At 70.7% G+C, this 14,719-nt stretch carries 14 protein-coding genes; 5 read left to right on the top strand and 9 right to left on the bottom strand.

The window, feature by feature from the left end:
• Positions 1-162 precede the first annotated feature (162 nt).
• Positions 163-1,419 (bottom strand): MFS transporter, encoded by a 1,257-nt coding sequence (locus tag E3T22_RS06025; protein WP_134480755.1) that lies wholly within the window; start codon positions 1,417-1,419, stop codon positions 163-165.
• Positions 1,420-1,623: 204 nt separating this feature from the next.
• Here E3T22_RS06025 and E3T22_RS06020 point away from each other — a divergent pair, with 204 nt between their 5' ends.
• Entirely contained in the window at positions 1,624-2,004 is a 381-nt protein-coding gene (locus tag E3T22_RS06020) for a DUF1622 domain-containing protein (protein WP_088457505.1), read from the top strand.
• A gap of 38 nt (positions 2,005-2,042) precedes the next feature.
• Here E3T22_RS06020 and E3T22_RS06015 read toward each other — a convergent pair whose 3' ends face one another.
• The 4 genes from E3T22_RS06015 to E3T22_RS06000 all read right to left on the bottom strand — a co-directional run bounded on the left by E3T22_RS06015 (position 2,043) and on the right by E3T22_RS06000 (position 5,444).
• The gene (locus E3T22_RS06015) at positions 2,043-3,215 is read right to left on the bottom strand and encodes a class I SAM-dependent methyltransferase (RefSeq protein ID WP_088457504.1); all 1,173 of its coding nucleotides are present in this window, start codon (positions 3,213-3,215) and stop codon (positions 2,043-2,045) included.
• Between the two features lie 157 nt (positions 3,216-3,372).
• On the bottom strand, positions 3,373-4,365 hold the full coding sequence (locus E3T22_RS06010; protein WP_134480756.1) for an LLM class F420-dependent oxidoreductase: 993 nt from the start codon (positions 4,363-4,365) through the stop codon (positions 3,373-3,375).
• Between the two features lie 44 nt (positions 4,366-4,409).
• Positions 4,410-4,814 (bottom strand): VOC family protein, encoded by a 405-nt coding sequence (locus tag E3T22_RS06005; RefSeq protein ID WP_088457502.1) that lies wholly within the window; start codon positions 4,812-4,814, stop codon positions 4,410-4,412.
• A 30-nt stretch (positions 4,815-4,844) separates the two neighbouring features.
• Positions 4,845-5,444 carry a signal peptidase II gene (locus E3T22_RS06000; protein ID WP_240632286.1) on the bottom strand — a complete coding sequence of 200 codons (600 nt, stop codon included), beginning with the start codon at positions 5,442-5,444 and terminating at the stop codon, positions 4,845-4,847.
• A gap of 161 nt (positions 5,445-5,605) precedes the next feature.
• On the opposite strand from E3T22_RS06000, the gene E3T22_RS05995 reads away from it, so the two are divergent.
• The 3 genes from E3T22_RS05995 to E3T22_RS05985 all read left to right on the top strand — a co-directional run bounded on the left by E3T22_RS05995 (position 5,606) and on the right by E3T22_RS05985 (position 8,223).
• The gene (locus E3T22_RS05995; RefSeq protein WP_134480757.1) at positions 5,606-6,682 is read left to right on the top strand and encodes a diacylglycerol kinase family protein; all 1,077 of its coding nucleotides are present in this window, start codon (positions 5,606-5,608) and stop codon (positions 6,680-6,682) included.
• 63 nt (positions 6,683-6,745) lie between these two features.
• The gene (locus E3T22_RS05990; protein WP_166789265.1) at positions 6,746-7,516 is read left to right on the top strand and encodes an alpha/beta fold hydrolase; all 771 of its coding nucleotides are present in this window, start codon (positions 6,746-6,748) and stop codon (positions 7,514-7,516) included.
• Positions 7,513-8,223 (top strand): triacylglycerol lipase, encoded by a 711-nt coding sequence (locus tag E3T22_RS05985; RefSeq protein ID WP_088457499.1) that lies wholly within the window; start codon positions 7,513-7,515, stop codon positions 8,221-8,223. Before E3T22_RS05990 ends, E3T22_RS05985 begins: the two co-directional genes overlap by 4 nt.
• A gap of 44 nt (positions 8,224-8,267) precedes the next feature.
• Here the strand turns inward: E3T22_RS05985 and acs are convergent, their stop codons facing one another.
• From acs to E3T22_RS05965, 4 genes are all read right to left on the bottom strand, one after another.
• On the bottom strand, positions 8,268-10,427 hold the full coding sequence (gene acs / locus E3T22_RS05980) for an acetate--CoA ligase (protein WP_103479875.1): 2,160 nt from the start codon (positions 10,425-10,427) through the stop codon (positions 8,268-8,270).
• A gap of 238 nt (positions 10,428-10,665) precedes the next feature.
• Complete coding sequence (locus tag E3T22_RS05975) at positions 10,666-11,472, bottom strand: ABC transporter permease (RefSeq protein WP_088457497.1); 807 nt, start codon at positions 11,470-11,472, stop codon at positions 10,666-10,668.
• A 97-nt stretch (positions 11,473-11,569) separates the two neighbouring features.
• Complete coding sequence (locus E3T22_RS05970; protein WP_103461232.1) at positions 11,570-12,619, bottom strand: aliphatic sulfonate ABC transporter substrate-binding protein; 1,050 nt, start codon at positions 12,617-12,619, stop codon at positions 11,570-11,572.
• 85 nt (positions 12,620-12,704) lie between these two features.
• Positions 12,705-13,673, bottom strand: coding sequence for an ABC transporter ATP-binding protein (locus E3T22_RS05965; protein ID WP_134480759.1), 969 nt, complete (start codon positions 13,671-13,673; stop codon positions 12,705-12,707).
• 154 nt (positions 13,674-13,827) lie between these two features.
• On the opposite strand from E3T22_RS05965, the gene E3T22_RS05960 reads away from it, so the two are divergent.
• The gene (locus E3T22_RS05960; protein WP_103479873.1) at positions 13,828-14,664 is read left to right on the top strand and encodes an SDR family NAD(P)-dependent oxidoreductase; all 837 of its coding nucleotides are present in this window, start codon (positions 13,828-13,830) and stop codon (positions 14,662-14,664) included.
• Positions 14,665-14,719: the final 55 nt, after the last annotated feature.

The following is a 14,719-nucleotide window of genomic DNA, read 5'->3' as shown; positions in this document are numbered from 1 at the left end:
ACGACCGCCCCCGCAAAACCCTCGACTGGAAAACCCCGAAAGAAGCCCTCAACGAGCTACTCTCGAAGCCACAACCGACCGGTGTTGCGCTGACCGGTTGAATCCGCCGGGCAAAGCATCCTATTAAACGAACTTTGTCCTAATAAGCGACCGTTGAGTGCCTCAACTGAGCGTGGGTGCCGGGCGACGCAGCAGCGACCAGGCCACCACCACCGCGACAAGGGCCATGGCGGCGACGCCGAGGCCCGAGTAGCCCACCAGCAGCAGGACAGGGCCGGCGAGGGCCCCGCCGAGGGCGCCGGCGGCGTTCATCGACAGGTCGGAGAAACCCTGTAGCGCCGACCTGTCGTGCACCCCCACGGCCTCCGTGATCAGCGCCGAGCCGGCCACGACGGATGCCGACCAGCCGAGCCCGAGCAGGATCAGCCCGACTGTCATGGCGGTGGCGTTCTCGCCGGCGAGCCAGAACAGCACGAGCGCGGCCAACAGCAGTGCCTGGCCGGCCAGGATCACCGGCACCCGGCCCAGCCGGTCGGCCAGGGCGCCGAACAGCGGCGACAGCGCGTACATACCGGCCACGTGCAGGCTGATGGTGAGGCCCACGATGGTGAGCGAGGCGCCGTGCTCGGAGAGATGCACCGGGGCCATCGACATCAGCGCCACCATGGTGGCGTGGCTGAGGGCGATGACCACCACGGCATAACGGGCCAGCGGGTTGGAGCGCACGATGGCCAGGCCGCCGTGCTGCCGGGTGCTTGTCGGCCGCGCCTCGCGCACCGACAGGGCGGTGAGCAGCGGGTCGGGGCGGAGCCCGATCGTGTAGACCAGGGCGGCACCGACCTGAGCGGCGAGGGAGAAGGCGAATGCCCCGGTCAGCGGCGGCAGGCCGAGCTGCGCGCCGACGACCTCGCCGGGACCGAACAGGTTGGGGCCGAGGACCGCGCCGATGGTGGTCGACCACACCACGATCGAGAGGTCGCGGGCGCGAGTGGTGGCGCCGGCCAGGTCGGTGGCGGCGAACCGGGACTGCAGGTTGGTGGCCGAGCCCGCGCCCAGCAGCATCAGGGCGAGCAGCAGCAGCGGGAAGGTGTCCAGCGCGACGGATGTGATGGCCAGGATGGCACCGACGCCGGCGATCCCGGCGCCGGTGGCGAGGGACCGGCGCCGGCCGCTGGCCTGGGCCAGTCGGGCAAGCGGCACGGCCACCAGGGCCGCGCCCAGCGTGCTCATCGTGGCGGCCATGCCCGACCAGGCGTTCGAGCCGGAGAGCTGGGCGGCGAGCAGGGCGCCGAGCGAGAGCGTGGCACCCATGCCGATGCCACCGAGGATCTGGCCGAGGATGAGCACCCGAACGACCTTCCGCTGCAGGCGGGGGTGCGCGCTCGCATCCGTTCCGGCGGGACGGCGGGGTGTGGTCATCGGGATCCCTGCTGGTTGACTGTGTGGTGCGCTGCGGTGTCGATCAGCCTACGGCCGGTGACGTAAAGGCGGAATTTTTCGCCGAAACGCCGGCCGAGCACCCCGCGCAGACGGCGTTTCGGGAATTTCTCCGCCTGTGCTGCTGCCGGTCGAGCCTGTTGAGGGAGTATCTTCGCGCCAACGGTGACGGCGGGAGATGCGCGGATGACGTTCGAGGCAGTGGTCGAGGCGGCCGTGCGAGTGGTCGAGGTGGTGGGTGCGGCCATCATGGTGTTCGGCGGGCTGGCGGCGCTGGTAGCCGGCATCCCGCGGATGCTGCGCGCGGACACCCGGGCGACGGCGTACCAGACCATGCGCCGGGAGCTTGGCCGGGCCATTCTGCTGGGCCTGGAGGTGCTGATCGTGGCCGACATCATCCGCACCATCGTGGTGGAACCCACGGTGGAGAGCGTGCTGGTGCTCGGGGCGATTGTGATCATCCGGGTGCTGCTGAGCTTCTCGCTCGAGGTGGAGATGGACGGCGTCTGGCCGTGGGCCAGGTGGCGGATGATGGGAAAAACTGAGACGTCGAGCCCGCCAGGCTAGGACGCGGTCGGGCCCGGCGGCCGGTGGGGTCGAGCGGATCAGGCCCGGCGCAACCGCCAGAGCGAGGTGACCTCGGCGGCCCTGGCCGCATGCAGGGGGTCGGTCGTGTCGGCGACCTTGTGATGGGTGGGGCGGGTGTCGAGGCGCGCGATCACCGTGAGGCCGGCGTCGTCGATGAGGTCGAGCAGCGCGCCGCGGGAGCGCAACCCGAGCAGCTCGGCCAGGTTGGAGAGGATCAGCCAGCCCTCGCCGCCATCGGTGAGGTGCCCGGCGAGCCCGGCCAGGAAACCGCGCAACATGCTGCTGTCGGGGTCGTAGACGGCGGCGTCGGTGCTCGTCGCGGCCGAGGCCGGCAGCCAGGGCGGGTTGCAGACCACAAGGTCGGCCCGACCCGCCGGGAACAGATCGGCGTCGAGAACGTCGACCCGGTCGCCCAGGCCCAGGCGTTTCAGGTTCTCTCCGGCGCAGGCCAGCGCGCGCGCCGACGTGTCGGTGGCCACCACTTTGTCGATGCCGCGGCGGGCCAGGATCGCGGCGATGACGCCGGAGCCGGTGCCGATGTCGAACGCCGACCCTGTCGCGGGCAGCGGAGCGGTGGCGACGAGGTCGAGGTATTCGCCGCGGACCGGCGAGAAGACGCCGTAGTGCGGGTGGATGCTCGCGCCGAGCGCCGCGACCGGCACACCCTTGACGCGCCACTCGTGCGCGCCGATCACGCCGAGCAGTTCGCGGAGCGAGGTGACCGACGCGGTGGTGCTGGGGCCGTACGCCTCATCGCAGGCCTGACGCACGTCGGGGGCGCGGCGGAGGCTCAGGGTGTGGTCGGCGTCGAGGGAGACGAGCACCAGGCCCAACAGCCGGGCGCGGCGCATGGCCTCGGTGCGGCCCACCTCGAACGCGGCCTTGAGCGAGTCGCTGGGAGTGCGTCGGTGCCGGTCAACGCGACGGGCCATCGCCGTGAGCAACTGCCGGGCGTTCTGGAAGTCGCCCTGCCAGAGCAGGCCGGTGCCGGACTTCGCCAGCCTGTACGCGGCATCCGCGGTGAGGGTGTCATCGACGACGACCACACGCTTGGGGGCCGGCCAGCCGCCCTCGGAGTGCCAGCGGGCGGTGTGCTCGGTGTCGCCGTCACGCCAGTGGATGTCTGCGGGGGTGTTGATGCTTCCCGATTCGGTGCTCTGGGCGCCGTCGGGGGTGTTCGTGCTGGACATGGTGTCCGATCTTGTGCCGCTGGGTTTCGTATCCGCCCGAGTCGTGCACGCGGGACTCTCGGTCGGAACCAGCCCTGGCAGGCTGTCGCGACCTGTTCGATTATCGCATCCGTCGCCACCCGACACCGAGAAGGGGCGGGCGGGCGACGGGCGAGCGCTACAGCAGGGCCGACATGACCTCGCGCTCGAACAGCTCCAGGCCGGACCTGTCGTAGGCCGCCTCGGGGAAGTAGTGGATCGCGTAGCCGAGGCCGCGCTGCTTCATGCCGTTCAGGCGCTCCACGATCTGCTCGGGCGTGCCCACGCCCTGCGCCTCGCCGCTGCGGTACTCGGCCATGAAGCTCGCCGCGCCCTCGACGCCGAGATACGGGGTGACCCGGGCCTCGATGGCATCCAGCCGTTCGGCGACCTCGGCCTCGTCGCGGCCGATCACGGTGTTGTAATTGGCCGAGCGCACGATGGCGTCGAAGTCGGTGCCGAGGGTGGCGCAGTGCTCGCGCAGCAGGTCGCTCTTGTGCGTGAAGCCCTCTGGGGTGCCGTCGAAGTTGGTGTAGTTCGCGTACTGCGCCGCGATGCGCAGGGTGACCTTCTCGCCGCCGCCGGCGATCCAGATCGGGATGCCGCCCTCCTGCAGCGGCAACGGCCGCACGATGGCGCCGTCCACCTGGTAGTGCTCGCCGTCGAGGGTGGCGGTGCCGGTGGTCCAGGCCTGCTGCATGATCTGCACACCCTCATCGAGACGGGAGAGGCGTTCGCCGGCACGCGGGAAGCCGTAACCGTACGCACGCCACTCGTGCTCGTACCAGCCGGCGCCGATGCCCATCTCGACGCGGCCGCCGGAGATGATGTCGATCGTGGAGGCCACCTTGGCCAGGTACGCGGGGTTGCGGTAGCTCATGCAGGTGCACATCTGGCCGAGCCGCACCCGACTGGTGGTGGCGGCGAAGGCGCTCATCAGGGTCCACGCCTCGTGGGTGGCCTCCTCGCTGGGCACCGGAACCGTGTGGAAGTGGTCGTACACCCAGATCGATTCCCAGGCGCCGGCATCCGCGTGCGCGGCGAGGCCGCTCATGGTGGCCCACTGCTGGGCGGGGTCGATGCCGACGAGGTCGTGACGCCAGCCTTGGGGAATGAAGAGTCCGAAGCGCATGGGCCCAGCCTAGGGGTGGCGGCGGCGCGGCCGCGGAAACGGCGTCAGGCTGGCAGCACCGCGAACAGTGAATGGATGTTGCCCTCGGGGTCGGCGAAGAAGCCGGTCAGGTGCCCCCAGTCGCGCTCCGCTGGTGCGGCGATGGCCACCGCTCCACGCTCGACGAGCTCGGCGAACCGGGTGCGCACCTGGTTCGGGGTGCCGCACTGGAAGTTCAGCTCCACGGCCTGGCCGCTTCGCGGCGCCACGAACGACGGATGGTCGTGGGTGTGCGCTCCCATGCCGGCGCGCCGGAAGATGGCGAGCCGCACCCCGATGGGGCCGCCGAGCGCCACGTAGTCCGGCTCTCGCACGGTCACCTCGAACCCGAGCGCATGCTCGTAGAAGTCGGCCATGCCGGCCACGTCGTCGGCCAGCAAGGTCACCCCTTCGAGCATCATCGTGTCCATGCCTCAGACGGTAGCATCGCCCGGGTCGACTTACAGCCTGGTGTCGGGGTCCTCCGGTGTGGAGGAACTGGTGGAGGCAGCGGCGCCGGCCTCGGCGGGCTCCGCATCCGGGCGGCGCAGGTGCACGCCCATCACGGTGAGGATCGCCAGCATGATTGCGCCGGCGAAGATCGCGATGTCGGCGACGTTGCCGATGAACAGGTTGCCGTAGCCGATGAAGTCCACCACGTGGCCGCGGGCGAAGCCGGGCTCGCGGAAGAGCCGGTCACCGAGGTGGGTGGTGGCACCGCCGAGCAGCAGGCCGAGGGCGACCATCCAGCCGCGGGACTCGACCCGCCAGGTGAGCATGGTGATCCACACCACGGCGCCGGCGGCGAGCACCGCGAACACCCAGGTGAAGTCGGAGCCGATCGAGAATGCGGCGCCGGGGTTGTAGACGAGCACAAAACGGATGATGTCCCCGATCACCGGAATGACCCTGCCATCGGCGAGTTCGGCCTCGGCCCACCACTTGGAGGCCTGGTCGATGAGGATCACCAGCAGGGCGATGCCGAAGGCGGGCCAGGCCAACCGGGAGGCCCGCCGCGAGCGGGTAGAGGCCGGCAGCGGAGTCTGGGAGGCAGCAGTCACCCCTCCATCATCCCAGCGATCGGGTGCCAGGCGCGGCGCGGCTCACAGAACCCTTCCCAAGCGAGGCGTGTAGCGTTGGTGCACCCGCACGCTGAGCCTGCCGGCTGCCGCGGGATTCACCCGAGCGGAATCATCCGCTCATCTGCCTGAGGAGAGCGCGCATGTCGACACCGTCCGACATCCCGACCGACATCCCGACCGACATTCCGACCGACATTCCGACCGACGACCCGATCGACGACAAGACCGCGACCGCGGATGCCGCGCCCGCCCGGGAGAGCGCAGCCGGACTGGCCGCCGTGGTTTACAACCCCATCAAGGTGAACCTCGACGACATCAAACGCGCCGTCGCCGCCGAAGAGGCCAAGGCCGGCTGGGGGGAGACCCTCTGGTTCGAAACCTCCAAGGAAGACCCGGGGCAGGGCGCAGCCCAGGCCGCGATCGATGCCGGCGCCACCATGGTGATCGCCGCCGGCGGCGACGGCACCGTGCGTGCGGTGGCCGAGGTCGTGCACGGCAGTGACGCGGCGTTGGCCCTGCTGCCGTCCGGCACCGGTAACCTCCTGGCCCGCAACCTCAACCTCACGCTCGACGACCTCGAACACTCGATCGGCACGGCCTTCAGCGGCAAGGACCGCAAGGTCGACATCGCCCGGATCGAGATCCGGCACGAGGACGACAGCGTCAGCAAGCACGCGTTCCTCGTGATGGCCGGCCTGGGCCTGGACGCCAAGATGCTCGCCAGCACCAACGACGAGCTCAAGGCCAAGATCGGCTGGCTCGCCTATGTGGGCGCGATCATCACGGCCCTGCGTGACCGCAACCAGTTGCGCCTGCGCTACAGCCTCGACGGCGGCCCCACCAAGTCGGTGCGCGCGCACACCGTGATCGTGGGCAACACCGGTACCCTCACCGCCAACGTGCTGCTGCTGCCGGAGGCCGTCATCGACGACGGGCAGTTCGAGATGCTGATGCTGCGCCCGGAGGGCTTCGTGCACTGGGTGCAGATCGTCGTCAAGGTCTTGTGGGAGAACGGCGTGCTGCGCCGCACGCCGCTCGGCCGGCGCATGATGACCAAGGAGGTCGAGGCCCTCAACTACGTCAAGGGCCGCCAGATCACCGTGAAGCTCAGCCACCCCGAGGAGATCGAACTCGACGGCGACGGTTTCGGCACCGCCACGGCGTTCAAGGCGCGGGTGCTGCCCGGCGGCCTGCGCGTGCGCGTTCCGCAGGAGTGACCGGTGTTCCCGATGACCCGCAGGTCCCCACGACGACCACGTCGAGCAAGCGGAGACGGTCGCGTGCGTGAGCTGCTGCTGCCGGAGAGCGGCGCATCCGTCACTGTGCGCTCGACACCGGGTCCGGAAGCGCCGGATGCGCCGGTGTTCGTCCTGGTGCACGGCATCGGCATGTCGCACCGTTACTTCGACCGGATGCACGCCGAGCTGGCCGCCACGGGCGCGGTGCACTCGGTGGACCTGCCGGGCTTCGGCCGCTCGCCCAAGCCCGCGGACGGGGTGTCGATCGAGCAGTACGCCGACTACCTCGGCGAGTTGCTGCCGATGCTGAGCGGGCGGCCCGTCGTACTGGTCGGGCATTCGATGGGCGCCCAGTTCGTGACCGAGACGGCCGTGCGCCACCCGACAGTGGTCGCCCACCTCGTCTTGATCGGTGGTGTCACCGACCCCACCCGATCTTCGGCGCTGCGCCAGGCTCTTGCCCTCGGCCGGGACACCCTGAAGGAACCTGTCAACGGCACCATGATCGTGGTGCGCGACTACCTTCTGTGCGGTCCGCGCTGGTACCTCGCCACCCTGCGGCCGATGCTCGCCTACCGCACCGACCTGCGGCTGCGGGAGGTGTACGCGCCGACCCTGGTGATCCGGGGAGAGGACGACCCGGTGTCACGCCACGACTGGGGCGTGCACCTCGCCGCGCAGGCTGCACGCGGGAAGCTGCTCGAGCTGCCCGGCCGCCACCTCGTGCACTTCAGCGCCGCGGTCGACACGGCGGCCGGCATCCGGGAGTACGCCCGCACGGCCGCTCCTGATGGTGAGCCAGTCACGCCATGACCCGCAAGCCTGGTCGGTCGGCGCGGGGCCTGCTCTGCGTCGGCCTGCGGAACGCCGGCTCCTGGCTGCTGGACTACCGGTACGCCGTTCTCGCCCAGGTGCGTGGTGCCCTCGCCCGCACGCACCCCGACGACTACGCCTCGGGCGAGGCGGCGCCGGTGCTGATCATCCCGGGGATCTACGAGAGCTGGCACTTCATGCGGCCGCTGATCCAGGCGCTGCATGACGCCGGGCATCCGGTGCACGTGGTGACGCCGCTGCACACCAACCGGCGGCCGGTGGTGCCGTCGGCCGAGATCGTGGCCGAGTACCTGCGTGATCGCGAGCTGAACCGCCTGGTCATCGTGGCGCACAGCAAGGGCGGCCTGATCGGCAAGTACCTGATGACGCAGCTTGACCCCGACGATCGTGTCGAGCGGATGGTGGCGGTGAGCACCCCGTTCTCCGGCTCGCGATACGCCAGGTACATGCCCACTCCCAGCCTGCGCGCGTTCGCCGGCACCGACCCGCAGCTCGCCGCCCTCGGCGCCGATGCCCGGCTGAACGACCGGATCGTGTCGGTGTTCGGGCGGTTCGATCCGCACATCCCGGATGGCAGCATCCTGACGGGCGCCGAGAATGTGCGAATCGACACCGGCGGGCACTTCCGCATCCTCAGCCACCCCGACACCGTTCGCCAGGTGCTCGCGGCGGCCGCCCGCCCCTGACCCGCGCGAGCGGTGCTGCCCGCGAGAGCGGCCGTGGTGCTGCCTCAGCGCGGGGTGGCAGCCACACGACCGCTTTCGCGGGGTGATGGCTCGGCGCGGGCGGCAGCCACGATCGACTGGATGCGGCCGGGCACGGTGTCGTCCTGCAGCGAGGTGACGTCGCCGAGCGGGCGGCCGTCGACGATGTCGCCGAGCAGCCGGCGCATGATCTTGCCGGAGCGGGTCTTGGGCAGGTCGGGCACCAGGAACACGTCCCGGGGCTTGGCCACCGCGCCGATCTCGTGGGTGATGTGCGCCCGCAACTGCGGGGCCAGCTCGGCCGCCAGCGCCAGCCAGGCGGCCGGGTCATCCGTTGCCGGGGCCACCGCGGGAATCACGAACGCGGCGATGCCCTCGCCGGTGGTGGCATCGGCTACGCCCACCACGCCGGACTCGCCGACCGCCGGGTGCGACACCAGTGCCGACTCGATCTCGATGGTGGACAGCCGGTGCCCGGACACGTTGATCACGTCGTCGACCCGGCCGAGCAGCCAGATGTCGCCGTCATCGTCGTACTTCGCGCCGTCGCCGGAGAAGAAGTAGCCCTGCTCGGCGAACCGTGCCCAGTAGGAGTCGCGGTAGCGCTCCGGGTTGCCCCACACCGTGCGGGCCATGCCCGGCCAGGTGCCGGCCAGCACCAGATAGCCGCCGGTGCCGTGCGGAACCGGCTGACCCGCGTCATCCACCACCAGGGCGCTCAGGCCCGGCAGGGCGCGCAGGGCCGAACCTGGCTTGAGCGTGCTCACTCCGGGCAGCGGCGCCATCACGGCGGCGCCGGTCTCTGACTGCCACCAGGTGTCCACGATCGGGGCGTGGCCGGCGCCGATGTTCTCCCGGAACCACACCCAGGCCTCGGGGTTGATCGCCTCGCCGACCGAGCCGAGCAGACGGATGCTGGACAGATCGTGTTCGCTCGGCAATCCAGTGGGGAACCAGGTCATGAACGTGCGGATCAGCGTGGGCGCCGTGTAATAGGTGGTGACGCCGTAGCGCTGGATGATCTCGAAGTGCCGGCCGGGGTGCGGAGTGTTCGGGGTGCCCTCGTAGATCACCGAGGTGGTGCCGTTGGAGAGCGGGCCGTAGTGCACGTAGCTGTGCGCGGTGACCCAGGCGAGGTCGGCGGTGCACCAGTGCACGTCGTCGTCCTTGGCGTCGAAGACGGCCCAGTGGCTCCAGGACGCGTGGGTGAGGTAACCGCCGCTGGTGTGCACCAGGCCCTTCGGCTTGCCGGTGGTGCCCGAGGTGTAGATGATGAACAGCGGCGTCTCGGCGTCGAAGAACTCCGGCTCATGGGTGGCGGACGCCGTGTCGACGGTGTCGTGCCACCACACGTCGCGACCGGTCGTCCAGGGGATGTCCGGGGTCAGGTCGCCGGTGCGGCGCACCACGAGCACGTGCTCGATCTGGTTTGTGCCCGACACGGCTTCGTCGGCGGCTTCCTTCACCGGCACGGCCTGGCCGCGGCGGAACTGGCCGTCGGTGGTGACGAGCAGCTTGGCGCCGGTGTCCTCCACCCGGAAGCGCAGTGCCTCGGCCGAAAAGCCGCCGAACACCAGGGAGTGGATGGCGCCGAGGCGGGCGACCGCGAGGGTGATGATGATCGTCTCGGGGATCACCGGAAGGTAGATGACGACCCTGTCGCCCTTTTCGATGCCGAGGGCGGTGAGCGCGTTCGCGGCGCGGGCGACCTCTCTTTCGAGGTCGGCGTAGGTGAGGGTGCGCCGGTCGCCGGGTTCGCCCTCGAAGTGGAACGCGACCTTGTCGCCGCGGCCGGCGGCCACGTGCCGGTCGACGCAGTTCACCGCCACGTTCAGTTTTCCGCCGGCGAACCACTCCGCTCGCGGCACGCTCAAGACGCCGTCGGCATCCGGGGCGGGCGGCTGCCAGGTGTGGTCGGTGTGCCAGGGCTCGGCCCAGTCCAGGCGCTTGGCCTGCTCGGTCCAGAAGGCGACCGGGTCGGCTGCGGCTTTTTCGTACCAGGAGGCGTCGACATTGGCCCGCGCGGCGAACGCGGCCGGCGCCGGGTAGCGGCGGTGCTCGGTGGAGAGGTTGCGGATGGTGGCGCTGGTGTCGGTCCAGTCCGCGGTGGCAGCGCGGGTGGCCGGGGGGTGGGTGTCCGTGTTGGCGTGAGTGCTGGTGCTGGTGCTGGTGTCGAGGTTCGGCATGGGCACACTCCGGCGGCTGGTTCTGATGGCGGACTATCGGGCGCTTTCGACGCTACGCAGCGCGGGCATCCATTGCAGGCAGCGGCGCAATGCGGCGTAACCTGCGCGGCCGGGCGGGTGGCCGCTCGCGGCAGGTCTTCGTCGCGGCGGCACAGGCTCTACCGCGTGCCGCGGCGCCTGATGCGTGCCGCGGCGCCTGCCGCGTGCCGCGGCGCCTGACGCGTGCCGCGGGCGCCGGTCAGGCCCACTTGGTGATGGCCCACTTTTCGAACACGCCCAGGATGGCGTCGGTGAGCTTGCCGAGCAGAGCGAGCAGGATGATGGCGAGCAGGATGCGGTCGATGCGGCCGTTCGTGCCCGAGATGGAGAGCAGATAGCCCAGCCCCATCGACGCGCCGAGCAACTCGGCGGCCACCAGGAACAGCCAGGCCTGGGCCAGCGCGAGCCGCAGCCCGGAGATCACCGACGGGATCACGGCGGGCAGCTGCACGGCGGTGAACAGCCGCACCCCGCGCAACCCGAAGGCGCGGCCGGCCTCAACGAGCTGGCGGTCCACGTGCCGCAGTGCCTGCGCGACCGTGGTGTAGACCGGGAAGAAGGCGCCGATGGCGACGAGAACGATCTTGGATTCCTCGCCGTACTTCAGCCAGATGATCAGCAGCGGCACCCAGGCCAGCGACGGCACGGCCCGGATGGCGCCGAGGGTGGGCGCGAAGAGCACATCGGCGGCGCGGGAGAGCCCCACCAGCGACCCGGCGGCCAGGCCCAGCGCGGCGCCGATGGCGAACCCGATGAGGACTCGCTGGGTGGAGATGGCCACGTAGAGGGTGAGTTCGCCGCGGTCGAAGAGGTCGACGGTGGCGATCCAGACCATGGCCGGAGATGGCAGTTGGGACACCGTGACCAGGCCGAGGGCGGTGCTGAGTTGCCACAGGATCAGGATCAGCACCGGCAGGAGCAGCCCGCCGAGGATGCGTGCGCTCCGCCGCGACGTCAACGGCCGGCGCACGACGGGCGCCGTGTCCGGGGCGAGGGTCTCGGTCATCGGTGGCCTTTCGTGCGGGATGGGTGTGGCGGTGAAACCGAGGCGGTGAGGCGGATGCCGCGGCGGCCTGCGTGCGGCCGGCGCGGCATCCACCGGGCTACTCGATGATCGTCGGGTCGGCCTTCGTGGCGAAGGTGTCGTTCACGATGCTGTCGAGGGCGTCGTCGACCTGGCTCTGCTCGAGCACGTCGCCGGTCTCGACGAAGATCGGGCCGATCGTGGTGAGGACGTCGATCTGGGCGTCGCCGGGGACGTTGTCGACGTCGAGGTTGGAGCGTTCGGTGATGACCTTCGTGGCGACCGCGAGGTCGAGTCCGGCGACGTCGGCGAGGATCTGTGCGGTCTCCTCCTCGTTCGCCAGCGCCCAGGCGCGGGCGTGCTCGTAGACGTCGACGACGGTCTGGGCCACATCCGGCTTCTCGGTGATGAAGGCCTCGGTGGCGTTGAGGAAGCCGTAGCTGTTGAAGTCGACGTTGCGGTAGATGAGCTCCGCACCGGCGGCTTCGGCACCGGCCATGATCGGGTCGAGTCCGGCCCAGGCGTCGACCGAGCCGTTCTGCAGGGCGGCCCAGCCGTCGGCGTGCTGCAGGTTCTGCACGGTGACGTCGTCCAGGCCGAGGCCGGCCTCTTCGAGCGCCTGCAGCAGGAAGAAGTACGGGTCGGTGCCCTGGGTGGCGGCGATCTGCTTGCCCTTGAGGTCTGCGACGGAGGTGATCTCGGAGCCGTCCGGGACGACGAGGGCGGCCCATTCGGGCTGCGAGTAGATGTCGATGACCTGGATGGGCGAGCCGTTCGAGCGGTGCAGCAGCGCGGCGGAGCCGGCCGTGGAGCCCACGTCGATGGCGTTGGCGCGGAGGGCCTCGTTGGCCTTGTTCGAACCGGCGGACTGCACCCAGTTGACGGTGATCTCCTGGTCGGCGAGGGCCTCTTCGAGCCAACCCTTCTCCTTGATCACCAGGCTGAGCGGGTTGTAGGTGGCGAAGTCGATGTTGAGCTCGCCGCCCTGGGTGACGATGCCGGCGTCGTCGTCGGTGCTGACGGCTGCCTCGGCGGCGGGCTGGTTCTCACCGGCGACGCAGCCGGTGAGCAGCAGGGCGGCGGCCGCGGCGGAGGCGATCAGGGCGGTGGCGGTGAAGCGTTTCTTCATGGCGAGTCTCTCGTTGGGTGCGGGCGGGGAACGGGCATCCATGCTGTGGATGTGGTGCGGTGGAACGTGGAGGGGGTCGGGCTGGTCAGTAGGGGAAGTGCGGGATGCCGGTGTTCGAGGCGACACCTCGGGCCTCGCCGTGCCGGTCGATGCCGAGGCCCGCGAGGAGGCGCCCGCGCAGCTCGGCGAGTTCCGCCGAGCCGCGGTCGCGGGGCCGGTTGCCGGGCACGGTGAGTTCCTGCACGATCGTGGCACCGGGTGTCGTGGCGCCGCCGACGGCCTGTGCGACACCCGTCGAGGCCGGCTCCTGGCCGAGCAGGATGATCCGGTCGGCCAGCTGCAGAGCCTCGTCGACATCGTGGGTGACGAGCAGCACCGTGGTGGGGGCGGCGGCGTGCACGTCGAGTAGGAGGTCCTGCATCTTGAGCCGGGTGAGGGCATCCAGTGCGCCGAAGGGTTCGTCGAGCAGCAGTACGCCGGGGTTGCGGGCCAGGGCGCGGGCCAGCGACGCGCGCTGCGCCATGCCGCCGGAGATCGCGGCGGGCCGGTGCCCGGCGAAGGCCGTGAGGCCCACGAGTTCGAGCAGCTCGGCGACGCGGGCGCGGCCGGCCTCGCGTGCGGTGCCGCGCGGCAGGCCGAGGGACACATTGGCCGCCACCGTGCGCCAGGGCAGCAGGCGCGGCTCCTGGAACCCCACCGCGCAGCGGGTGTCGAAGGCGGTGCTTGGCGTGCCGTCGATCTGCACCGAGCCGGTGCTGGGGGAGTCCAGCCCGCCCGCGATGCGCAGCAGGGTGGACTTGCCGCAGCCGCTGGTGCCGAGGATCGCGAGGACCTCGCCGGGACGCACGGTGAGCGACACGTCGCGCAGCACCGGGCGGGCGGCACCGGATGCCACGGTGCCGCTGCTCGGCGCGAAGGTGCGCCCCAGCCCGGCGAACTCCACGGCGAGGGCCGCCTTGGTGGTCGCCGGCCGGACGGTCCGGTCGCGCTCCGACACGCCGCCGAGCCCCGGGGCGCGGCGGGCGGCGGTGCTCGTGGCGGTGCTGGCAGACATGGGCGTCCGATCGGTTGGGAGGTCGACGTTTTCTCGACGCTATCCAGCCGGCCGGGCCGGCGCACGCCCCTCTGCAACGCAACGTAGTAATCGGGTGTCGGGCGCGCGGGCGAGGACGCCGGCCTTCACGCCCAGGAGTTGGGATGATTGACCCATGACTCGAACCGTTTCCGGAGCCCGCGTGCTGATCACCGGCGCCGCCGTGGGCATGGGCCGCCTCTACGCCGAGCGGGCCGTCGCCGAGGGCGCACGGGCCGTGATCCTGTGGGACCGGGACGCCGCCGCGCTCACGGCGACCGCCGCCATCCTCACCGAACGTGCCGGCGGCAGCACCCAGATCGCCCCATACGTCGTCGACATCGCCGACCTCGGCGCGATCGCGCAGACCGCCCAGCGGGTGCGCACCGAGGTGGGCAACCCCGACATCGTGATCAACAACGCCGGCATCGTGCGCGGGTCGTTCTTCTGGGAGCACGACAACGGCGACGACACCCGCGCCACGATGCAGGTGAACGCCCTGGCCCCGATGTACATCACCCGGGAGTTCCTGCCCGCCATGATGCGCAACCCGTACCGCGAATCGCGCATCGTCAACATCGCCTCCGCCGCCGGGATGCTCTCCAACCCGCGAATGAGCGTCTACGCGGCCTCCAAGGCCGCCGTGATCACCTGGAGCGATTCGCTGCGCCTCGAGCTCGCCCAGCAGGGCTTCGACCACGTGCGGGTGAGCACCATCGCGCCCAGCTACATCTCCACGGGCATGTTCGACGGCGCCCGCGGCCCGTTGTTGACCCCCGTGATGACCCCGGAGTACGTGGTCAACCGGGTCTGGCGGGCGATGCTCGCAGGCTCGCCCCAGCTGCTGATGCCGTGGACCGTCGGCTTCTCCAAGAAACTGCGCGGCGTGCTGCCGCTGGCGGCCTGGGATGTCGTGGCCGGCCGGGTCTTCGGCGTGTACAGCTCGATGGACACCTTCGTCGGGCGCCGCTGACCGGATCTGCGCAGTCCACCCGGGTCGGATCAGCCGGCCCGGTTGACACGTCTTG

Source organism: Cryobacterium sp. TMB3-10, from assembly GCF_004402305.1.
Taxonomy (GTDB): domain Bacteria; phylum Actinomycetota; class Actinomycetes; order Actinomycetales; family Microbacteriaceae; genus Cryobacterium; species Cryobacterium zongtaii.
The sequence above is the reverse complement of the archived record's forward strand: the minus strand, read 5'-3'. Positions and strand labels throughout refer to the sequence as shown.